Below are 20,455 nucleotides of genomic sequence, written 5' to 3'. Positions count from 1 at the left end.
TGTCTTGTTTTGTGGGGATTCTGTCTATGTTTAGCCAGATTATGCAAATAGCGACATACCCTAGATTAGCCCTAGATTTTTGCAAAATCCTTATAAATCAAAATCACCAAAATCGCTGGTATCAACCTTAGCATCAATTTGACCCACGAGATAAGAGCTTACTTCCACTTCTTGTGGAGCAACTTGTACATTGTCAGACACCAACCACGCATTGATCCAAGGGATTGGATTGGAACGCGCCTCAAAAGGTAAGGGTAAGCCAACGGCTTGCATACGAATATTGGTAATATATTCCACATATTGTACTAGAATATCTTTATTTAAGCCGATCATTGAGCCGTCTTTAAATAAATAATCAGCCCATTCTTTTTCTTGTTCGGCGGCGGCGAGGAATAATTCATAAGCCTCTTGTTTACATTCCTCAGCGATTTCAGCCATTTCGGGATCATCTTGTCCTGCTGCCATAATATTTAGAATGTGCTGTGTGCCTGTTAAATGTAAGGCCTCATCACGTGCGATAAATTTAATGATTTTGGCATTTCCTTCCATCAGTTTGCGTTCCGCAAAGGCGAAAGAACAGGCGAAAGAGACATAGAAACGGATCGCTTCTAAGGCATTTACGCTCATTAGGCAAAGGTAAAGTTGTTTTTTCAAATTACGCAAGCTAACCACGCATTCTTTGCCATCTACTGTGTAAGTACCTTCACCATAAAGGCCGTAAAGCTGGCTATCGCGGATTAAATCATCGTAATAGGCAGAAATATCTTTTGCGCGTTTGATGATTTCTTCGTTAGTTACAATATCATCAAAAACGATGGACGGATCATTGACGATATTACGAATAATATGCGTATATGAGCGGCTGTGAATGGTTTCAGAGAATGTCCAAGTTTCGATCCAGGTTTCGAGTTCAGGAATAGACACCAATGGTAATAACGCCACATTTGGGCTACGACCTTGAATAGAATCAAGCAGGGTTTGATATTTTAAGTTACTGATAAAAATATGTTTTTCGTGTTCAGGCAGTGCAGCATAGTCAATGCGATCTTGAGACACGTCCACTTCTTCTGGACGCCAGAAGAAAGAAAGTTGTTTTTCAATCAGTTTTTCAAAGGTTTCGTATTTTTGTTGATCATAACGTGCAACGTTGACATTTTGTCCGAAGAACATTGGTTCTTTGAGCTGATCGTTTTTGGTTTGTGAGAAAGTGGTGTATGCCATAGAATTATCCTTACATCTTTTTAATTGAGAATGGCTCGTATTTTACACTAAAAATCTGATTCGTTTAATGGGTTTTATATATTCTTGAAATTAGCGAACAATAAAAACGGCGAGTTGTTTTAAAACTCACCGTTTTTCAAAGGGTTAGGAAATCATTAAGGGCTATTTTTCGGCTTTTAAGATACCTGAAGATCCTTCAGAATAATCTCTTGGGGCATTTTCTTCAGAGCTGTTTTCGGTTTCTGTGGTGATTTCTTCTGGCTTTTTCTGTTCGAGTTGGTTTTCAAATAATGATTTATTTTCTAATTGAGGCAATAGCTGAACAGAAGAGGTTGCTAAATGTTGATACAGTTTTTGATAATCCTGTGCGAGGGTTTTCAATAAATCTGCACTTTCAGAAAAATGTTTTTCCAAATGTTGTTTTTGTTGATCCAATTCGGATTTTACTTTTTGTAATTCAGCTTCCGTTTTCACTTGTTTTTTCACTGAATCCTTAGTAAAGCGTAATAATAAATAAGCGAGGACAAAACCTACTACTAAACCAATTAGGGCAGGTTGCCACATTTCGGGTGTCCAATTTTGCATAAAAAACTCCTTATGGTAAGAAAAGAACCTTTTGTATCATAACCTTAATTTCAATTTATTTCTTTGGCACAGATCACAAAAAAATACATTGGATAAATAAGGCGGCGGTTGCACGCCTTATTTTCTATTTTATCTTAAACCGCACTTTGCCAGTAGTCTGTTTTGGCTTTTTGCAATTTATGATAGGCGTTGAGTAATTTTTGATGCGCGTGGAATTGTTGTAAATGCTCATCATCAGCCAATAAATCATAGAACGGATTGTCGCCTTGAATGGCATTCCAAGCTAATTCCACCGCACTTTTGCCATACATTTTCTCAAATACGGCACGATATTGAGCGGGATCGCGGTTTTCATCAAGGAATAATTCTAGGCTATTGACTAAACAGCGGTAATAATTCACGCGTTCTGGTGTGAATACCGATTGATTCATATTCAGCGTCCAGTTTGCCCAATCTAAGGCATTTTCTAAATCTTGTGTAGCAAGATAGAGCATTGCTTTGAGTTCACCAATACGCAGGGTTGTCCAGCCTGATTTTGGCGGTGGCACGATGCCAATAAACTCACGCACGCGGGTAGCATCGTCAATGCCTTGTTCATCAAGCTCATCAAGTAATTCTTGATAAGTATCTTGATCGTGATGGAAATGGGGCAGATCAAGCAAGATTTCGCGCCAATCCATTCCCATATTGTTATTGGCGTAGATTAAATCGTCCGCTGGATAAATATCCGACATTCCCGGCACAATAATGCGGCAAGCGTAAACGCCGAGATGCTGATAATCCATAATATAGACTTCCTGATTGAGCGCTTGGAAAATTGCCATCAGATTTTGATATTCTTGCTCCGTTGTGCCAGAAAAATCCCAGTCCACAAAAGGATAATCGCTCTCCTGTTTAAATAAATCCCAAGAAATTAAACCGCTTGAATCAATAAAATGCGTTTCCAAATTGGCGTGTTCTGCCACATCATCATTATTGAAAGAAGGCGGCGTGAATACATCAAGATCTTTCAAGCTGCGGCCTTGTAATAATTCAGTTACCGTGCGCTCCAATGCCACGCCAAAATTAGGGTGTGCGCCGAAAGAGGCAAAGCAAGTGCCATTTTGTGGATTGAGCAACACCACACAGATTACAGGATATTTCCCCCCTAAGGACGCATCATAAGCGAGAATTGGAAAGCCTTCTTGCTCAAGGGTTGCAATGGCTTCTTGCACCGCAGGGTAGCGCTGCATTACATCTTGTGGAATAAGCGGCAAGCTAATGGCCTCTGCAATGATTTTATTTTTGACATAACGCTCAAACACTTCTGAAAGCCCTTGCACACGCGCTTCAAACAAGCTGTTGCCTGCGGACATTCCATTGGAAACATAAAGGTTGGCGATAATGCTTTGTGGAATATACACCGTCTGGTTATCTGATTGACGTACATAAGGCATTGCCACAATGCCACGTTCTGCATTGCCCGATTGGAGATCGATCAATAAATCTGGCGTCAATTCGCCATTGGGATCATAATAAGCCAATAAATGCTCATCTAAAATGCCCTCAGGCAGTTCGGTTTCATCTTCAATTTCAAACCATTTTTCATTGGGATAATGCACAAAAGGCGCATTGGCGAGATCTTGCCCAAGGTAATAATCGGCAAAGAAATAGTTGGTGGAAAGACGTTCAAAATATTCCCCTAAGGCAGAAGCCAGCGCCGCTTTTTTGCTCGCCCCTTTACCGTTAGTGAAGCATTGCGGACAATCTTTATCACGAATATGCACAGACCAAACATTCGGCACGGGATTGAGCCACGAGGCTTCTTCAATATCGAAACCAAGTGCGGTCAATTTTTGCTGAAATTTTGCAATGCTATCTTCAAGTGCGGCGTCTTTGCCGGGAATAAAGGTTTGTTCGGTCATTTCGTGTTCTCCGTTATTTCGTATTATCCGTTATTTTGTATTATCTAAGGGGCTAATCATATTGAGCCGTGCATAATAGGCAAGTTTCACCTATTCAGCAAGGGGAAATCCTGTTAAAAAGCAAAACCAGCTTGTTATTTCAATGAGTTGTTTTTGATAAGCCTTTCCGCTTTGGCAGCTTGGCGAAACGCATTGGCAGGGTTGAGAACAGGGGAAAAGGGCGATGTTTGGGGATTTAAGGTCATTGGAAACGTGCGCTTTTGTGCCACAATGATCATTATTTCGCCAAAATAATGGGGTTTCCCTTGCAAGGATAAGCATTGCTGATCAAGCAGATCGAAATTGAGCAGGCTTAGCCAATCCACAATCCTAGTGGCAAAATAAGGGTGAAACGGCAATTTATTTGTGCCAAAAGGCAAATGTTGTTTAAGGGAAAACAGACTGAGCGGATTAAATAAGGAAAGAAATAAGATCCCTTCTTGGTTGAGCGTGCGCGTAATTTCGCGTAACACTTGGTGCGGATCAGCGGTGAAATGCAAGCCGTGCGCAAGCAAGCAGGCAGAGAAACATTCATCAATAAAAGGTAGCGCCGTGGCTTGAGCTTGCACTAAATCGATGTGTGGGCATTGTGAAAGTGCGGTCAAATTTTGCGGAATTTTTTCGCTCACAATAATTTGTTGATCGCAAGGATAATACGCCACTTCGCCACTTAACGCACCCAATTTGAGACAATAATCTCCCGAAATTTGTGCAAAGTGCTTTGTTAAATATTGCTGAATTAGGCTACAATAGCGCGCACCTTGTGGCACCTGTTGCCAGCTTAGCGGTGTTTCTATTTGCGCATTGTTTAGAATATTCCACTTCATTTTTAATAAGGATCAATATGTTAGTACCCATTCCTGCCCTTGATGATAACTATATTTGGCTGTATGCACGAGAAAATTTACCTGTAATTGTGATCGACATCGCAGAAAGCGCGCCTTTGCTTGCTTATTTACAGCAACATCAGCTTGAAGTGGAAGCGGTGCTACTTACCCATAAGCATCAAGATCACGTTGGCGGCTTGGCAGAATTTAAACAGCATTATCCTAATGTCCCTGTGTTTGGCCCACAAGAAACTGCAGACTTGGGTGCAACGCAAATCATTAATGAAGGGGAAATTCGCACCACGCATTATCAAATCCAAGTGCTGCCCTCGGGCGGCCACACGGAAAATCACGTGAGTTTTGTGGTGGACGGCCATTTATTCTGTGGTGATACCTTATTTTCAGGCGGTTGCGGACGCGTGTTTACAGGGAATTACGCACAAATGTTTGATTCGCTCCAACGGCTCAAAGCCTTGCCTGATAGCACCATTGTTTGCCCTGCGCACGAATATACCTTAAGCAATTTAAAATTTGCTGAGAAAGTGTTGCCAAAATCGGCATTTTTGACAGATTATGTGGCGAAAATTGCCGTTTTACGCCAACAGCACCAACCAAGCTTACCCACCACCTTGGGGCTAGAAAAACAGATTAATCCTTTCTTACAAGCAGAAAATTTGGCGCAATTTACCCAATGGCGAAAATTAAAAGATCAGCAGTAAATTGAACAAAAATTTTGCTTTTCGCTACGAAAGGGCAATCCTATTTGCTCAATGGCAAATAATTGCTTAGAATGAGCAAGTTTTTATTTTCTTTCTTTTTATTTTGTGGGGGCTTGACCGAAAGTGCGGTCAAATTTCAATTAATTTATGACAATTCTTGTTTTAGGCATTAACCATAAAACCGCTTCTGTGGCATTGCGTGAAAAGGTGGCGTTTTCTGATGAGAAACGTCAGCAGGCATTGCAACAAATCGAGCAAGCTGCTTTGGCAGACAGCGCTGTGATTTTGTCCACCTGCAACCGCACGGAAGTGTATTTTCATAATAAAGCCATTTCTCCACAAGATGATGCCCAATGGCAGCGCCAATGTATTGACTGGCTGAGCGAAATTCATCAGATCGACAAAGAAGAACTCAACCACAGCCTTTATGTCAAACAAAACCAGTTTGCTACGCAACATTTAATGCGTGTGGCGTGCGGATTGGATTCCCTTGTATTGGGTGAGCCGCAAATTTTAGGGCAAGTGAAGCAAGCCTATCAGCTGAGTGAGGATTATTATCAGCAACATCAAGGGGCGATTTCTGGCCAGCTTTCTCGCTTATTCCAAAAAACCTTTTCCACGGCAAAGCGTGTACGTACGGAAACGCGTATCGGTGAAAATGCCGTGTCTGTGGCATACACTGCTTGTACGTTAGCCCGTCAAATTTTTGATAGCCTACGTCAGCTCAACATTTTGCTTGTGGGGGCAGGGGAAACCATTGAATTGGTCGCCCGTCATCTATTACGCCACGGTGTGAAAAGCCTAACCATTGCCAACCGTACTCTTGCTCGTGCCGAAAAACTGGTGGAAAAACTTGAGTCCGCGCAGAAAATCCGTGTGTTAGCGTTAGATGAACTTCAAGTAGGATTAGATCAAGCCGATATTGTGATTAGCTCAACGGGTAGCCCAACGATCTTAATCAGCCAAACAATGGTACAACAAGCGCAGAAAAAGCGTTGTTATAATCCAATGTTGATTGTGGATATTGCCGTGCCACGTGATGTAGAGGAAAGCGCAGCGGAAGTGGAAAGCGTTTATCATTATACGGTGGATGATCTGCAAAATATCATTCAGCGCAATCTCAGCCAGCGTGAACAAGCTTCTGCCGAGGCTGAGCAAATTATTGATGAAGAAAACCACGCTTTTTTTGAATGGCTCAAGGTGCATCAATTTTCTAATTTAATCCGTCGCTACCGTGAAGAAGCGGAGCAAACTCGCCAAGAAATGCTAGAAAAAGCGTTGAGTGCGTTACAGCAAGGAGAAAGTGCGGAGCAAATTTTGCAAGAATTAAGCTATAAACTCACGAATAAACTCATTCACACACCAACTCAAGCAATGCAAGCAATGGTGAAATCAGGCAACGCGCAAGGCTTACAAGCATTTTCTCAAGAAATCCAAGCAAAACAAAAATAAGGCGAAGCATTGCCTTATTTTGCACCGTACGTTGTTTTCCTGCTTTTTTAATCAGTCAAAATCACAACCAGCGCCATTATTGCCCCGCTCAGAATAAACCATAAGCTACGTTTTAGCATTTTCCTTGAGCCCGGAATAAGCCACAGAGAACTCACACAGAAAAAAAGTAGGGAAATGCCAAAGAGGGTAGTGAGCCAAGAATAGGGATATTGTGAATTGCTTAAGTGTAGACGGTTAAGCTCAGCAAGCCAGCTTGGATATTCCATTGAGTGATATTTTACCTCACCCGTTTCGAGGTGATATTCCCCTTGCTGAAAATAGAACACATCACCTTTTTTTTCAGTTATTGATAAATTTTTTATGCGTAATTTCTGCCCAAGCTGTTGCGCATTGAGTTGAGGGGAAATGGTTTTTTCTATATAGACTGAACGTTTGAAAATGTTGGTATCTCGATAGATTAAAACGATACCAGTAAACGCATAAATCGACATTATCACTAATAATAAAAATCCAAAATAGCGGTGCAAAATCCGCATCCATTTTGCTGTTGTTTTACTCATTTGTATGTTGGCTGGAAGTTAAAGATGCGGTGATTATATAGAAATTTTCTTCACTATGTAAATGAAAATAATTATTATTTATTGAATTAATAATTATTATCAATAAAATAGGTGGCTGTTGTTCAATAGATAAGGAGCTCTAATTTATGAAATCAGCTTGCCCTCTAAGTTTTCCTTTAAAAACCACCGCACTTTTAGTTATAAGTGTTTGTTCTAGCAAGGTGTTATATGCGGAGCAAATCTTTTCATCGACAGAGTATATGGCCGTGTTACCAACGATTGATGTTGTTACCACACAGGAAACTGCCAACACAAAGGGATATGTGGGGTATGAAGAAGCACAGGCAACACGCAATCTTCTTACGATCAAAGAAATGCCACAGACCGTTGATGTGATTAACATTCAGAAAAACAAAAATTATGGAACTAATGATTTGAGTTCTATTTTGGAGGGAAATGCAGGGATTGATGCCACCTATGATATGCGTGGTGAAAATATTTACTTGCGTGGTTTTCAGGCTGATGCGAGTGATATTTATCGTGACGGGATTCGTGAGAGCGGGCAAGTTCGCCGTAGTACTGCTAATATTGAACGGGTTGAGATTTTAAAAGGCCCATCGTCAATTTTATATGGACGTAGTAATGGTGGTGGCGTGATCAATATGGTCAGTAAATTTGCTAATTTTACAACCCGCAGAAATATTGGTGTAACCTATGGTTCTTGGAATAGTCGTAGTTTAAATTTAGATGTGAACCAAAAAATTAACGAAAATGTTGCAGTGCGTTTAACTAGTGAGCTGTCTGCCGCAGAGGCTTATCGCTATGAGGTAAGAAATAAAGGGAGAATGTTTTCCCCAAGCATTAGCCTACAAAGTGATGATGGGCGTCTGCAATGGGTTGGGCAATATACCTACGATTATCAATGGCGTATTCCAGATCGCAATCCGGCTAAATCTGTTTATGATGAAATGGGAATAGGCTATCGAAATAGCTTTTTCCGTGATGGGGATTATGTCGATGATAAATTGCAAGTTTGGCGTTCGGATCTCAAATATTTTATTAATGATCAGTGGCTAGTAAATTGGCAGCTTGCTTATCGTCAAGCAGATCAGGATTTTGATCATTATTTTGCAGGAACTTATTCGGCAACAGATAAAAAATTAAAGCAAAGCTATGCATGGCAAAAAACACGGAATAAAACATTCACCAATAATGTTACCTTTAATGGTGAATTTGATATGGCTAGTCTTAAACATAAACTAACAATTGGGCTAGATTATAGTCAGGAAGAACGCCACCCTATTTTGGCTGTTTTGCGCAATCAAGAAATTGATCCTTTTCTCAGCCGACATCAATGGCCGGCTCGTCAGCACCCAAACGCTACGGTAGATAATCGCCATAAAGCGTATAGTACAGGTATTTTTGTACAGGATTTAATTTTATTAACCGATAACTTAAAAGTGCTACTAGGCGGGCGTTACGATTTTTATCGTTTTAACTCTATAAATATTAAGCAAGAACGCCGTGATACAAAAGGGCATTCTTTCAGCCCGAATGTAGGCGTTGTATGGGAGGTTACACCAGAACATACGCTTTACGCATCGTTTAATCGCAGTTTCTCACCTTATGGAGGGCGTGGTTATTTAGGGATTAGCACGGATCAAAAAGACGTATTTAATGCCTCACCAGAATATAATCAACAATATGAGGTGGGCATTAAGAGCGATTGGTTTGATAAAACCTTAAGTACAACCTTATCTGCTTATCAATTAGAACGCCGTAATATTCGTTATCGTCCTAATAAAGATGTTCTTGATGTTTGGGCTGTGCGTGGAAAAGATCAATCTAAAGGTGTGGAATTAAGCCTATTAGGGCAGCTTGCACCGAAATGGTATATCCGTTCTTCAGTAGGCTGGATGGTAGCAAAAATTAAGGAAGATAAACAACATCCGCAAAATAACAACCGCACTTTGAATAATACCGGCAATTTCACAAGTAACCTGTTTGTGCGTTATGTGCCAACAGAAAAATTCTATTTAGAAACAGGGATAACGCACTTAGGAAAACGCTATTATTTCAATAACAATAAACAAACTATTCTACCAAGTTTTACTCGTGTTGATGCGATGGTGGGGTATAATTTGAATCCTGTCAATATTACCTTGGCTGTGTCGAATTTATTTAATAAAGCTTATTGGCGTTCCGATGCAATGCCCGGTAATCCGCGTTCCTTTAATTTACGTTTGACTTATACCTTTTAATTAATCAAATCAATGCGGTGCTGATGGCTCACCGCATTATTTTTAGAGAATAATTGTTTTATTTTTATAAACAAAAATCCGATCTTGTAAGGCAAGCTCTAAGGCTTTGGTGAGGACAGTTTTTTCTACATCACGTCCTGCGTGCATCATTGCTTCGGCGCTGTATGTATGATCCACGTTAATGACATTTTGCATAATAATTGGACCTTCATCTAATTCATTATTGATGAAATGCGCGGTTGCACCAATGATTTTTACGCCACGTGCATAAGCTTGATGATAAGGTCTTGCGCCAATAAATGCTGGCAAGAAAGAGTGGTGGATATTAATCACTCGGTTTGGATAACGGGCGACAAATTCAGGGTTTAATACCCGCATATATTTTGCTAACACAATATAATCTGGCGAATATTGATCGATTTTTTCCGCTAATAATTTATCGTGTTCAACGCGTGTTAATCCTTCGTGGCTAATACAATGGAAAGGAATATCAAAACGTTCTACTAAACATTTTAAGTTATCGTGATTGCCAATTACAGCGGCAATTTCAACATCTAAACCACCGTAGTAATTTTTCATTAAAAGATCGCCAAGACAATGGGCTTCTTTGGTCACTAAAATAACAATACGTTTTCTTTTTTTACTTATTAATTGACAATTTGTTCCCGCTGGCAGATTAAAGGTTAAATCGGCAAGCAAGGTTTCATCATTGAAAATACCTTCCAATTCGGTACGCATAAAGAAATGTTTTGTTTCAAAATCCACGAACTCATTGTTATGAATAATGTTGAGTTGATGTTTATAACAAATATTGGTTATTTTTGAAATAAGCCCTTTATCATCAGGGCAATCAGTTAGCAGAATTTTATTTTCTCGCATAATCATAATATTGTATGGGATCAGGTTTTTGAGATGAAAAAAAAAGTAAAGCCAATAAGCTTTACTTTTTTATAAATTAAAGTTCAAAATCAGATAATGATTTTCCAGCATCTAAGGCACGTTGAATAATAGAAGGTGTTCTGCCTTGACCCGTCCAAGTTTTCACATTGCCATTCTCGTCAGTATATTGATATTTAGCTGGACGAGTAGGACGTTTTTGACGTACGGCTTTCGGGGTAGCAGTTTGCTCTGTAATTAAATCTTCAGGCGCAATCCCTTTTTCTTTTAAAAATTGATGTACTTCTGCAAGTGCTTTTAGTCTTTCTGCTTCTTGCTGTGCAGCTTGTGCGACTTCTTGACGTTTTTCTTCAAGAACTGTTTTGACTTTTTCTAAGATTTCTTCTAAATGTTCTACATTTAGATTTTTTGCAACAGCGCGTAAACTACGAATATTTCTTAATGATTTTAATAAATCACTCATTTTACTTCTCCTAAATCATAATATTAAATTAATAAGAACGCCGATATAATAACGAAAATATTATTCTAGGTAAATAGAGAATGTTATTTAATATTGAATGTGCTTTATTTCCTTTATAAAAGTGCGGTATTATTTTTCCAAATTTTTTGTCTCAATTTCATTTTTTTATAACGCAATCCTTTGCGTCGTATTAAGTGGGAGTTAATGAAAAAGTGATCGCTTTTTTATGGATAATGCTTGCATTTTTTGTTGCTTATTGTAATCTTTGCGAGATCCTACTTATGTAGAGGAGCAACTATTATAAGTATTTTTTCTGAGTGGATAACGATGAGGAAAAAGGAAAGGAATAGTTGCCGAAATCAATTAAAAGTCGTTTTAATTGGTTGGGAGCGTTTTCGAAAGAAACGTTACTGTCATAGTCTTTTTTATCACTATGGAGCGCTACTGGTTAGGTTGGGCAATTGTGCCTGCCTTTTTATTTTAAATTTTTACCTTTCTTTAAAATAGTAAACTTCAGTGGTTCTCCCTTATTCTTAGGTAGAACAATAATGGAACTGTTAGATTATTCCACATCAATTTGGTCGGTTGTCCCGCCCCTGTTAGCCTTATTATTGGCGATTTTTACGCGTAAAGTCATTTTATCTTTAAGCATTGGTATCTTAATTGGCTCGTTAATGTTGGCGGATTTCAACATTACAAACGCAGCCATTTATTTAAAGAATACGGTGCAATCTTTAGTGTATGGTGATGATGGGTGGAATTTTGATACCATCAACATCATTTTATTCTTATTACTATTAGGCATTTTAACCGCACTCTTAACGGTGTCAGGCAGTAATCGTGCTTTTGCTGAATGGGCGCAAAAGCGGATTAAAAATCGTCGAGGCGCAAAATTAATGGCAGCTTCCTTGGTGTTTGTTACCTTTATTGACGATTATTTCCATAGCCTTGCGGTGGGCGCGATTGCTCGTCCTGTTACGGATAAATTTAATGTTTCGCGTGCGAAATTGGCGTATATCTTGGATTCCACGGCTGCGCCAATGTGTGTGATTATGCCTGTTTCCAGTTGGGGGGCTTATATCATTACCTTAATTTCTGGCTTGTTGGCGACCTATGCGATTACCGATTACACCCCAATTGGTGCATTTATGGCAATGAGCGCGATGAATTTCTATGCGATTTTCTCCATTTTAATGGTGTTCTTTGTCGCGTATTTTTCCTTTGATATTGGCTCAATGGCAAGGCACGAAAAGCTCGCTCTTGAGAGAGTAGAAGAAGAGCAAGATGAGCAAGTGGGGGTAAAAGGCCACGTTCGTAACTTGATCTTACCAATTATTACGTTAATTGGCGCAACAGTATTTATGATGTTGCACACAGGAAATGAAGCCCTTGCCGCAGAAGGAAAACCGTTTTCTTTGTTAGGAGCGTTTGAAAATACCACCGTAGGGATTTCTCTTGTGGTTGGCGGCTGTGCTTCGGTCATTGTTGCGACGCTTTGCATTTTGATTGATCGCCAAGTGAGTGTTGCGGAATACGCAAAATCTTGGGTCGTTGGGGTGAAATCAATGCTTGGTGCGATTTTAATTTTATTCTTCGCTTGGACAATCAACAATGTTGTTGGCGATATGAAAACGGGGACCTATTTATCTAGCCTTGTTTCGGGTAACTTACCTGTGGCAGTGTTGCCCGCATTATTATTCATATTAGGTTCTGTAATGGCATTTTCAACGGGAACAAGTTGGGGAACATTCGGAATTATGTTGCCAATTGCTGCCGCGATTGCCGCAAATGCAGCGCCAGAATTAATGTTGCCTTGTCTTTCAGCCGTAATGGCTGGTGCAGTCTGCGGTGATCACTGTTCGCCTGTTTCGGATACCACAATTTTGTCTTCCACTGGGGCAAAATGTAACCATATGGATCACGTTACGACGCAGTTACCTTATGCTTTAACCTTAGCCGCCGCAACCATTGTGGGCTATCTTGTGGTGGGTTACACAGCATCAGGGATCTTTGGCTTTATTGCGACAGCAATCACCTTAGTGGCATTAATCTTCTTGTTTAAAAGACGTTAAAATGTGATCTTGATCACAAAACAAGAAATAAAATTTTATTTCGTCTATTTTATAAAATGCGGCATATTGTCGCATTTTTTTATTTTTTATTGGGTTTTGTTTTATAAAATGTTGTGATTTTGGAATTTTTGGTGTTTTATTCTTCTCTGTTTCTGCTTATCCACTAAAATCTTGCTAGACAAGCTAGCCTCAATCCGTTACAAATAATCATCGTTAATGAAAAACAGAAGTGCGGTGGAAATTCCGTAAATTTTTGCGAGGTAACAATGAAGAAATTATCAGGTGCGGAAATGGTTGTGCAATCCTTGCGTGATCAGGGCGTAAAATTTGTGTTTGGCTACCCCGGTGGCTCGGTGTTAGATATTTATGATGCCATTCACACGCTAGGTGGCATTGAGCATATTTTGGTTCGTCACGAACAAGCCGCTGTACATATGGCAGACGGCTATGCACGTTCCACAGGGGAAGTGGGGTGCGTGTTAGTAACATCAGGCCCGGGCGCAACCAATGCGATTACGGGCATTGCAACCGCGTATATGGATTCAGTGCCTTTGGTGGTGATCTCAGGACAAGTGATGTCAGGTTTGATCGGGAGTGATGCTTTCCAAGAATGCGATATGGTTGGGATCTCGCGCCCTGTGGTGAAACATAGTTTTTTAGTTAAACGTGCAGAAGATTTGCCTGAAATTATTAAAAAAGCCTTTTATATTGCTTCCACCGGTCGCCCCGGTCCTGTGGTGATTGATTTACCGAAAGATGTGGTAAACCCTGCAAATAAATATACTTATACTTATCCGCAAGAAATTCACTTGCGTTCTTATAATCCTACGGTACAAGGGCATAAAGGGCAGATTAAAAAAGCCTTGAAAGCCTTACTCGTTGCAAAAAAACCAGTGCTTTTCCTTGGTGGCGGAGCGATCACCGCAAATTGCAGTGAACAAATTACTCAATTTGCTAAACAGTTGAATTTGCCGGTTACCTCTTCTTTAATGGGATTAGGCGCATTTCCAAGTACAGATAAACAATTCTTAGGTATGCTAGGAATGCACGGTACATACGAAGCGAATAATGCGATGCATCACAGTGATTTGATTTTTGCTATTGGTGTACGTTTTGATGACCGTACCACCAATAATCTGGCGAAATATTGCCCGAATGCAAAAGTTGTGCATATTGACATTGATCCAACGTCTATTTCTAAAAATGTTCCCGCCGCGATTCCCATTGTAGGCAGTGCAGAAAATGTATTACAAGAAATATTAGCCTTATTGGAAGAAGATAATTTAGCGAAATCTCAAGCCGATCTAACTGATTGGTGGAAACAAATTGATGAGTGGAAAGCGGTGAAGTGCTTAGATTTTGATCGTCATAGTGGCGTGATTAAACCACAGCAAGTGATTGAAACCGTCTATCGCTTAACTAAGGGGGAGGCTTATGTGGCGTCTGATGTGGGACAACACCAAATGTTTGCCGCCCTGCATTATCCTTTTGATGAACCTCGTCATTGGATCAACTCTGGTGGGCTTGGCACAATGGGCTTTGGCTTACCTGCGGCATTAGGCGTGAAATTGGCTCATCCAGAAGCAACGGTGGTTTGCGTAACCGGAGATGGCAGTATTCAAATGAATATTCAAGAGCTTTCCACCGCACAACAATATGGCATTCCAGTGGTAATTATTAGCCTAAACAATCGCTTTTTAGGTATGGTGAAACAATGGCAAGATTTAATTTATTCAGGTCGCCATTCACAATCTTATATGAACTCGTTGCCTGATTTCGTGAAGTTGGCAGAATCTTACGGACACGTCGGTATCCAAATTGATCAGCCAGAGGAATTGGAAGAGAAATTGACACAAGCCTTTGCCATTAAAGATAAATTAGTGTTTGTTGATATTAAAGTCGATGAAACCGAACACGTTTATCCAATGCAAGTGCGTGGTGGCGCAATGAACGAAATGATTTTAACCAAACCGGAGAAAGCCTAATGCGTAGAATTTTATCAGTATTATTAGAAAATGAATCGGGGGCGTTATCCCGCGTGGTTGGCTTGTTTTCTCAACGAGCCTTTAATATTGAAAGTTTGACTGTTGCACCTACTGATGATCCCACTCTTTCTCGTATGACCATTGAGGCTTACGGCGATGAGCAAGTGCTGGAGCAAATTGAAAAGCAACTGCATAAATTGGTGGACGTGTTTAAAGTGATAAGCCTAAGTGATTGCGAACACGTTGAGCGTGAAGTAATGTTGGTGAAAGTGCGTGCGCAAGGCAGTTCCCGTGATGAGTTAAAACGTTTAGCGGAAATCTTCCGTGGACAAATTGTGGACGTTACCACCAAATCTTACACCATTCAACTTGTGGGAACGAAAGATAAACTTGATGCTTTCGTGAAAGCATTAAAAGAAGAAAGTGCATTGATTGAAATTGTTCGCTCAGGGTTGATTAGCTTATCTCGCGGCGAGAAAAATTGCTTATAGGAAACCTAGTAAAAAGCAACAAAAAGAAAGTGCGGTGGTTTTTTCCGCACTTTTTTGATCAATCCTCTTGATCTATCATTAACAATTCAACCCTGTGCTTTCAGCCACTTTTTCGACCACTTGGCGTAAAGCGTTGGCACATTGGTGAAGTTGCTCAAGTTCATTGGCAGGAAGTTTGTATTTCAAAATGTGTTCTACGCCGTTATTACTAATAACCATCGGCACATTGATCACCACATCCTGTAAACCGTATTCACCATTGAGCATCGTGCCAACGGGCAACACAGAATATTCATTAATACTAATCGCTCGAATAATACGGAACACGCTAGCAGCAATGGCGTGGTTGGTGTTGAGTTTTAAACTGAATACCTCCAAACCAATGGCTTTGGTTGCGTTGAGCAGTTCTTGAGGGTCGAGCATTGGCACATCATTTTGCTGACAAAAATCATCAATTTTTTGCCCAGCAATATTCACGATACTCCAAGGAATAAAACTATTTGCACCGTGTTCCCCCATTACATAACCGAACACGTTTTTCGGATCGATTTTGACTTTATCAGCAATAATTTTCATCATTCGCGCCGTATCCACTACACAACCAGCACTAATCACACGGTGTGCGGGGAAGTTGGTGTTACGAATAATAAAATGGGTCAGAATATCACAGGGATTGGTCACCACAATGAGAATCGCGTTTGGGGTATAGTGTTCTAATTGGCGGGCAATATCCACGGCGATTTTGGCATTAATATGACCGATTTCTAAGCGATCTTGTCCCACTTTAATTTGCGCACCTGCCGTGATCACCACCACATCGCTATCACGCGTGTCTTCATATTCTCCCGCAATAATTTTGGTATTTTTCGCGAAAGTTAACGCACTGGTATGGCTGAAATCCAATTGTTCGCCACGGGTACGTTCTTTATTCAGATCAACCAAGACCACTTCTTGGCATTCACCCATTGTAAGAAGATAATTACAAATGCCTACGCCCACTGCGCCTGCGCCAATAATTGAAACTTTCATTGTGTTTTCCTGTATTTATTATGTGTTAGGTTGTTTTCAAAAAGGCGTTAATCTTACTTTATCTCTTTCTCTTGCTCAATGGTTGAATAAAAAGTGCGGTATTATTTTTGCCAATTTTTTGCGATTTTGCTTAAAAAATTAACAAATGTTCGCACTGTTGGCGCAAGCCCGCGATTTTTATAATAAATTGCATATAAAGGCGCTGATTCGAGTTGCCAATCAGGTAATAACTTTTGCCAATTGGGTTGAATTAAATCGGGCAATTCAGGCAACAGGGCAATACCGTAGTCATCTTCCACTAATTGGGCTAATACCGCCGCATCATTGGCTTGCAAAGCTTTTTTCACTTGTATCAATTCCCGTTGATTGCCTTGCTTGAACAGCCAATTTTTGCCATCACTTTTATGCAGCAGGCGATGGCTTTTCAATTCTTGTGGTGTTTGAGGGACGCCATTTTTACTTAAATAATTTGGCGAGGCATAAATTCCAGAAGAAATATCAAAAAGATGCTTTGCTACCACGTCATCAAGGTCAAGATCCCCAATGCGTAAGGCAATATCCACCCCTTCTTGCAATAAATTAGCACGGCGATTTTCCATTGTAATGTTCAGCTCAACATCAGGGTGTTGCTGTAAATAGTGTGATAAATGTGGGGTGAGCCAATAACGTAAAATCTCACTGGAAACCGAAATGCGTAGTAAACCACGAGGCGTGGCTAAACAATTTGCTACAGAATTTACCGCACTTTCGGCAGCTTCCACGGCGAGTAAGGCGTGTTGGTAAAAATGTTCACCAAGATCATTTAATCGTACCCCATTGCGATTGCGATCAAGCAGCTTGCTACCGAGCTGATTTTCTAACTCCGTTAAACGACGGCTTAAACGCGATTTTGGCACATTTAATTGTTCAGCAGCTTGGGTCAAGCTACCAGATTGGATCACGCTCACAAAAAAGCGCATATCATTGAGATCAATTTGTTGCATAAATAGAACCTTTGGTTTTATTTTTGATTATTGTTTGATGTATGGAACAAGTATAAACTACGCCACAAGAAATAAGCAAACATTTAGAGGCTATTGATAACTCACATATAAAATGAATTATTAACAGCTTCTAGCAACAAGGAGAAAGAAAATGCGTATTTTAGAATTAGATAGAATTAACGAATTAGCCCGTAAAGCAAAAATTACCGCACTTTCTGAAGCTGAATTAAATGAGCGTAGTGCGTTACGGCAACGTTATTTAGCTGCAATCCGTGGACAATTGATCAATATTTTATCCACTGTCAGTGTGGTTGATCCAGAAGGCAATGATGTTACCCCAACTAAATTGCGTGAAGCGCAACGTAATGGAATGCAAGTAGCGACTTATTAATGAACTCACCGCCCTGAATATTCAGGGCATCACAGAAAACAGAATTTATCAAATTTAGGAGAAAAAATTATGCGTACAGTAAATCGAGTTTATACCGCACCACAAAAACACTGGGTTGGCGATGGTTTTTATGTGTCACCATTATTCTCACATAGCCAACAAGACAAAGTCACTAGCCCATTTTTAATGCTAGATTATGCAATGCCAATGGAATTTAAACCTCATAACGGCGCGCCAAGAGGCGTAGGCGCACATCCACACGCAGGATTTGAAACCGTTACGATTGCGTTGCAAGGTGAAGTAGAACACCGCGATAGCGATGGCAATGGTGGCGTGATTGGAGCAGGTGATGTGCAATGGATGACCGCAGGAAATGGCATTGTTCACCAAGAGTTTCATAGCGAAAATTTCAGCCGAACAGGCGGAACTTTTGAAATGTTACAACTTTGGGTAAATTTGCCAGCGAAAGATAAAAATGCCCCAGCAGGCTATCAAAGCATTAAAGCGGCAGATATTCCAATTTATCACTTTGCTGATAATGCGGGTACAGCACGCATTATTGCAGGTGAGCTGGATGGCGTAGAAGGGCCTGCCCGTACCTTTACCGAGTTAAATATGTGGGAAATAGATATTAATGCGAACCACAGCGTAACCATTAACGTACCAGAAAGCCACCATTTAATGCTGGTAGCATTGCGTGGAACGGCACTGATTAATGATAGCGATCGTGCTGCACCAACCGAATTGGTGATTTTCAATCACGAAAGCGGTGAAGTCAAAATCACCGCAGGTGAGGAAAACGTCAAAATGGTTTTACTCAGTGGCGTACCAATTAATGAACCAATTGCCGCCTATGGCCCGTTTGTAATGAACACCCGCGAAGAATTAATCGAAAAATTCAACGCGTTTAACAAAGGCGAGTTTGGTAATATTCATTAATCTTCAATAATTGAATAAGTGCGGTGGTTTTTATAGAAATTTCTCTTAAAACCACCGCACTTTTTATTTTGATTCAGAATGAATTTGATTGTGGAGTGAGTAAAATTTCTTTATGATGTGTTACAAAGTAACACGAACAAAGGAAAATATGATGCAAGGTAGATTAAGACAACAAGGTGGGGCGATTATTTTAACGGTACCCAATTCAATTGCTGTTCAAATGGGCTGGCAAGCGGGCAATGTGTTAAATATTGAAACAAAAAATGAAACCGTCGTGTTAAGTGCTGTTAAGCGTCAGCCTAAAGGGCGAAAAAATCTTACTCAGTTGTTAGAAGGCATTGATAGTGAAGAAATAACAGCGTTAAACAAGGATGTCGCAGAAATAATGGAAAGCTCAGCACAAGGTAAAGAAGTATGGTAATGCGCGTGCCAAAAAAGGGAGAAATTTGGTATGTTGATCCCGATCCTAGCTTAGGGCGAGAGCTACGCAAGCCTCATTATTTTATTGTAATTTCGGAGCAAGTATTAAATAAAGCGCTAGGTGTGGCAATTTGTTGCCCTATCTCTAGTGGTGGAAAGGCGGCTCGTTCGCAAAGTGTTACCGTAGTATTAGATGGTGTGAGTACTAAATCAGGAGCGGTAACTGGCGTTATTCTTTGTCACCAAATACGTTCTCTTGATTTGAACGCTCGTAATGCAAAATTTGCTACGGTGGCAGAACCTCATTTAATAGACGAAGTAGTAATGAAATTAGTTGATCTTATTGATCCTCAATAAAATGAGTTATGTATAAAAGTGCGGTGGTTTTAAGAGAAATTTCTCTAAAAACCACCGCACTTTTTTATTTCAATGCCAAAATGTTCACTTGATCATTCACGCGAATAACGCCGGTATTTAATGGAATTAAATTAATGCCGAAAAGTGGTGCGCCTTGTTCGTTGTGGTTAAGTTTTTTCAGCGTGCGGAAAGGTTCCATTTTAGGATCTGTTTGGTTAGTGATTGGGTTGCGTGTGGTAAGCACACAGCGTTCGCAAGGTTTACTGTGTAAGAATTTGACTTCACCAATTTGAATTTCAGCCCATTGTTGTTCTTCAAAGGGGATGATGCCATCAATGATTACATTTGGGCGGAATTGAAGGGGGAAAATTGGGCTTGGGCAAGCTTGTTGTAAGGCATTAAATGAGGCGGTAGTCGTGAGTAAAAGTGGGTAGCCGTCTGCAAAAGAGAGCGGTTGATCGGGGTAGCGTTTGATTGTGCGTTGCGTGTGTTCGCCTGTCCAGCGCAGTTGCACAGCACGACCGATTTTTTCGCTAAACCATTGATTAATTTCTTGTGGTGCAAGTAACGAGTTAAATTCATTCCCCCACACTTCACAGGCTTGGCTTTGTTGAAAATCCGTATATTGAACTTGAATTGCTGAACCGCCTTTATGCTGAATATATAAGCCAAGCGGTGTCGGCAACGCGTGGAAATAATAAAGTTCCGCCTCTTTGCGTGCGGTGATAAAGGTGCCATCTAGTTCGGTAAGCATAAAGGTGCGGTCAAAATTAAGCCCTTGCGGTTGAACTACCGCTTGCGCCACTTCATAGCTTTGTGTTGATTTGATGGGGTATAGGTAAATATGCTGTAATTTCATT

The 20,455-nt window shown here is 40.4% G+C and carries 20 protein-coding genes and 1 riboswitch; of the genes, 10 read left to right on the top strand and 10 right to left on the bottom strand.

The genetic code is table 11. From position 1 onward, the window contains the following. Nucleotides 1-90: 90 nt before the first annotated feature. From nrdB to L4F91_RS05570, 4 genes are all read right to left on the bottom strand, one after another. Nucleotides 91-1,221, bottom strand: coding sequence for a class Ia ribonucleoside-diphosphate reductase subunit beta (gene nrdB, locus L4F91_RS05585; protein WP_250350165.1), 1,131 nt, complete (start codon nucleotides 1,219-1,221; stop codon nucleotides 91-93). A gap of 162 nt (nucleotides 1,222-1,383) precedes the next feature. After that, nucleotides 1,384-1,806, bottom strand: a complete 423-nt coding sequence (locus L4F91_RS05580; protein ID WP_250350166.1) for a YhcB family protein — start codon at nucleotides 1,804-1,806, stop codon at nucleotides 1,384-1,386. 134 nt (nucleotides 1,807-1,940) lie between these two features. Beyond that, nucleotides 1,941-3,710 carry a 30S ribosomal protein S12 methylthiotransferase accessory factor YcaO gene (gene ycaO, locus L4F91_RS05575; protein ID WP_250350167.1) on the bottom strand — a complete coding sequence of 590 codons (1,770 nt, stop codon included), beginning with the start codon at nucleotides 3,708-3,710 and terminating at the stop codon, nucleotides 1,941-1,943. Between the two features lie 134 nt (nucleotides 3,711-3,844). Further along, nucleotides 3,845-4,576, bottom strand: a complete 732-nt coding sequence (locus L4F91_RS05570; protein ID WP_250350168.1) for a class I SAM-dependent methyltransferase — start codon at nucleotides 4,574-4,576, stop codon at nucleotides 3,845-3,847. A gap of 17 nt (nucleotides 4,577-4,593) precedes the next feature. Between L4F91_RS05570 and gloB the strand changes: the two genes are divergently transcribed. After that, on the top strand, nucleotides 4,594-5,295 hold the full coding sequence (gene gloB / locus L4F91_RS05565) for a hydroxyacylglutathione hydrolase (protein WP_250350169.1): 702 nt from the start codon (nucleotides 4,594-4,596) through the stop codon (nucleotides 5,293-5,295). Between the two features lie 147 nt (nucleotides 5,296-5,442). Beyond that, a complete protein-coding gene (hemA, locus tag L4F91_RS05560) occupies nucleotides 5,443-6,747 on the top strand; it encodes a glutamyl-tRNA reductase (RefSeq protein WP_250350170.1) in 1,305 nt (434 codons plus the stop codon). A 47-nt stretch (nucleotides 6,748-6,794) separates the two neighbouring features. Here the strand turns inward: hemA and L4F91_RS05555 are convergent, their stop codons facing one another. Next, a complete protein-coding gene (locus tag L4F91_RS05555; RefSeq protein WP_250350171.1) occupies nucleotides 6,795-7,307 on the bottom strand; it encodes a PepSY-associated TM helix domain-containing protein in 513 nt (170 codons plus the stop codon). Between the two features lie 146 nt (nucleotides 7,308-7,453). On the opposite strand from L4F91_RS05555, the gene L4F91_RS05550 reads away from it, so the two are divergent. Further along, nucleotides 7,454-9,568, top strand: coding sequence for a TonB-dependent siderophore receptor (locus L4F91_RS05550; RefSeq protein ID WP_250350172.1), 2,115 nt, complete (start codon nucleotides 7,454-7,456; stop codon nucleotides 9,566-9,568). A 42-nt stretch (nucleotides 9,569-9,610) separates the two neighbouring features. Here L4F91_RS05550 and purU read toward each other — a convergent pair whose 3' ends face one another. Next, nucleotides 9,611-10,447 (bottom strand): formyltetrahydrofolate deformylase, encoded by an 837-nt coding sequence (gene purU / locus L4F91_RS05545; RefSeq protein WP_250350173.1) that lies wholly within the window; start codon nucleotides 10,445-10,447, stop codon nucleotides 9,611-9,613. A gap of 76 nt (nucleotides 10,448-10,523) precedes the next feature. Next, nucleotides 10,524-10,928, bottom strand: a complete 405-nt coding sequence (locus L4F91_RS05540) for an H-NS family nucleoid-associated regulatory protein (protein WP_395895250.1) — start codon at nucleotides 10,926-10,928, stop codon at nucleotides 10,524-10,526. Nucleotides 10,929-11,204: 276 nt separating this feature from the next. Then, nucleotides 11,205-11,380: riboswitch (Lysine riboswitch) on the top strand. Nucleotides 11,381-11,476: 96 nt separating this feature from the next. On the opposite strand from L4F91_RS05540, the gene L4F91_RS05535 reads away from it, so the two are divergent. From L4F91_RS05535 to ilvN, 3 genes are all read left to right on the top strand, one after another. Continuing rightward, nucleotides 11,477-13,000, top strand: coding sequence for a Na+/H+ antiporter NhaC family protein (locus L4F91_RS05535; RefSeq protein WP_265761871.1), 1,524 nt, complete (start codon nucleotides 11,477-11,479; stop codon nucleotides 12,998-13,000). 266 nt (nucleotides 13,001-13,266) lie between these two features. Continuing rightward, nucleotides 13,267-14,985 (top strand): acetolactate synthase 3 large subunit, encoded by a 1,719-nt coding sequence (locus L4F91_RS05530; RefSeq protein ID WP_265761872.1) that lies wholly within the window; start codon nucleotides 13,267-13,269, stop codon nucleotides 14,983-14,985. Continuing rightward, on the top strand, nucleotides 14,985-15,476 hold the full coding sequence (gene ilvN / locus L4F91_RS05525) for an acetolactate synthase small subunit (RefSeq protein WP_250350177.1): 492 nt from the start codon (nucleotides 14,985-14,987) through the stop codon (nucleotides 15,474-15,476). The genes L4F91_RS05530 and ilvN overlap by 1 nt, the downstream gene beginning before the upstream one ends. A 78-nt stretch (nucleotides 15,477-15,554) precedes the next feature. On the opposite strand, the gene L4F91_RS05520 is transcribed toward ilvN, so the two are convergent. Together L4F91_RS05520 and L4F91_RS05515 are read right to left on the bottom strand one after the other, a co-directional pair. Continuing rightward, nucleotides 15,555-16,505 (bottom strand): L-lactate dehydrogenase, encoded by a 951-nt coding sequence (locus L4F91_RS05520; protein ID WP_250350178.1) that lies wholly within the window; start codon nucleotides 16,503-16,505, stop codon nucleotides 15,555-15,557. Between the two features lie 101 nt (nucleotides 16,506-16,606). Continuing rightward, nucleotides 16,607-17,488: a LysR family transcriptional regulator gene (locus tag L4F91_RS05515; protein ID WP_250363069.1), complete on the bottom strand. Its 882-nt coding sequence runs from the start codon at nucleotides 17,486-17,488 to the stop codon at nucleotides 16,607-16,609. 151 nt (nucleotides 17,489-17,639) lie between these two features. Between L4F91_RS05515 and L4F91_RS05510 the strand changes: the two genes are divergently transcribed. The 4 genes from L4F91_RS05510 (at nucleotide 17,640) to L4F91_RS05495 (ending at nucleotide 19,595) form a co-directional block, all read left to right on the top strand. Next, nucleotides 17,640-17,879 carry a DUF896 domain-containing protein gene (locus L4F91_RS05510; protein WP_250363068.1) on the top strand — a complete coding sequence of 80 codons (240 nt, stop codon included), beginning with the start codon at nucleotides 17,640-17,642 and terminating at the stop codon, nucleotides 17,877-17,879. Nucleotides 17,880-17,948: 69 nt separating this feature from the next. Further along, nucleotides 17,949-18,818, top strand: coding sequence for a pirin family protein (locus L4F91_RS05505; protein ID WP_395895245.1), 870 nt, complete (start codon nucleotides 17,949-17,951; stop codon nucleotides 18,816-18,818). Nucleotides 18,819-18,966: 148 nt separating this feature from the next. Continuing rightward, nucleotides 18,967-19,239, top strand: coding sequence for an antitoxin (locus L4F91_RS05500; RefSeq protein WP_250350182.1), 273 nt, complete (start codon nucleotides 18,967-18,969; stop codon nucleotides 19,237-19,239). Then, nucleotides 19,239-19,595, top strand: a complete 357-nt coding sequence (locus tag L4F91_RS05495; RefSeq protein ID WP_395895243.1) for a type II toxin-antitoxin system PemK/MazF family toxin — start codon at nucleotides 19,239-19,241, stop codon at nucleotides 19,593-19,595. The genes L4F91_RS05500 and L4F91_RS05495 overlap by 1 nt, the downstream gene beginning before the upstream one ends. Before the next feature lie 64 nt (nucleotides 19,596-19,659). On the opposite strand, the gene L4F91_RS05490 is transcribed toward L4F91_RS05495, so the two are convergent. Continuing rightward, nucleotides 19,660-20,454 carry an MOSC domain-containing protein gene (locus L4F91_RS05490; RefSeq protein WP_395895242.1) on the bottom strand — a complete coding sequence of 265 codons (795 nt, stop codon included), beginning with the start codon at nucleotides 20,452-20,454 and terminating at the stop codon, nucleotides 19,660-19,662. Between the last annotated feature and the right edge of the window lies 1 nt (nucleotide 20,455).

Source organism: Avibacterium sp. 20-126 (assembly GCF_044358625.1).
Classification (GTDB): domain Bacteria; phylum Pseudomonadota; class Gammaproteobacteria; order Enterobacterales; family Pasteurellaceae; genus Avibacterium.
This window is presented reverse-complemented; position numbering and strand designations above follow the sequence as displayed.

What these genes read in the sequence shown, in the direction of transcription:
- nrdB (WP_250350165.1), bottom strand. Translation starts at nt 1,221, where the DNA reads ATGGCATACACCACTTTCTCACAAACCAAAAACGATCAGCTCAAAGAA.
- L4F91_RS05580 (WP_250350166.1), bottom strand. Translation starts at nt 1,806, where the DNA reads ATGCAAAATTGGACACCCGAAATGTGGCAACCTGCCCTAATTGGTTTA.
- ycaO (WP_250350167.1), bottom strand. Translation starts at nt 3,710, where the DNA reads ATGACCGAACAAACCTTTATTCCCGGCAAAGACGCCGCACTTGAAGAT.
- L4F91_RS05570 (WP_250350168.1), bottom strand. Translation starts at nt 4,576, where the DNA reads ATGAAGTGGAATATTCTAAACAATGCGCAAATAGAAACACCGCTAAGC.
- gloB (WP_250350169.1), top strand. Translation starts at nt 4,594, where the DNA reads ATGTTAGTACCCATTCCTGCCCTTGATGATAACTATATTTGGCTGTAT.
- hemA (WP_250350170.1), top strand. Translation starts at nt 5,443, where the DNA reads ATGACAATTCTTGTTTTAGGCATTAACCATAAAACCGCTTCTGTGGCA.
- L4F91_RS05555 (WP_250350171.1), bottom strand. Translation starts at nt 7,307, where the DNA reads ATGAGTAAAACAACAGCAAAATGGATGCGGATTTTGCACCGCTATTTT.
- L4F91_RS05550 (WP_250350172.1), top strand. Translation starts at nt 7,454, where the DNA reads ATGAAATCAGCTTGCCCTCTAAGTTTTCCTTTAAAAACCACCGCACTT.
- purU (WP_250350173.1), bottom strand. Translation starts at nt 10,447, where the DNA reads ATGCGAGAAAATAAAATTCTGCTAACTGATTGCCCTGATGATAAAGGG.
- L4F91_RS05540 (WP_395895250.1), bottom strand. Translation starts at nt 10,928, where the DNA reads ATGAGTGATTTATTAAAATCATTAAGAAATATTCGTAGTTTACGCGCT.
- L4F91_RS05535 (WP_265761871.1), top strand. Translation starts at nt 11,477, where the DNA reads ATGGAACTGTTAGATTATTCCACATCAATTTGGTCGGTTGTCCCGCCC.
- L4F91_RS05530 (WP_265761872.1), top strand. Translation starts at nt 13,267, where the DNA reads ATGAAGAAATTATCAGGTGCGGAAATGGTTGTGCAATCCTTGCGTGAT.
- ilvN (WP_250350177.1), top strand. Translation starts at nt 14,985, where the DNA reads ATGCGTAGAATTTTATCAGTATTATTAGAAAATGAATCGGGGGCGTTA.
- L4F91_RS05520 (WP_250350178.1), bottom strand. Translation starts at nt 16,505, where the DNA reads ATGAAAGTTTCAATTATTGGCGCAGGCGCAGTGGGCGTAGGCATTTGT.
- L4F91_RS05515 (WP_250363069.1), bottom strand. Translation starts at nt 17,488, where the DNA reads ATGCAACAAATTGATCTCAATGATATGCGCTTTTTTGTGAGCGTGATC.
- L4F91_RS05510 (WP_250363068.1), top strand. Translation starts at nt 17,640, where the DNA reads ATGCGTATTTTAGAATTAGATAGAATTAACGAATTAGCCCGTAAAGCA.
- L4F91_RS05505 (WP_395895245.1), top strand. Translation starts at nt 17,949, where the DNA reads ATGCGTACAGTAAATCGAGTTTATACCGCACCACAAAAACACTGGGTT.
- L4F91_RS05500 (WP_250350182.1), top strand. Translation starts at nt 18,967, where the DNA reads ATGATGCAAGGTAGATTAAGACAACAAGGTGGGGCGATTATTTTAACG.
- L4F91_RS05495 (WP_395895243.1), top strand. Translation starts at nt 19,239, where the DNA reads ATGCGCGTGCCAAAAAAGGGAGAAATTTGGTATGTTGATCCCGATCCT.
- L4F91_RS05490 (WP_395895242.1), bottom strand. Translation starts at nt 20,454, where the DNA reads ATGAAATTACAGCATATTTACCTATACCCCATCAAATCAACACAAAGC.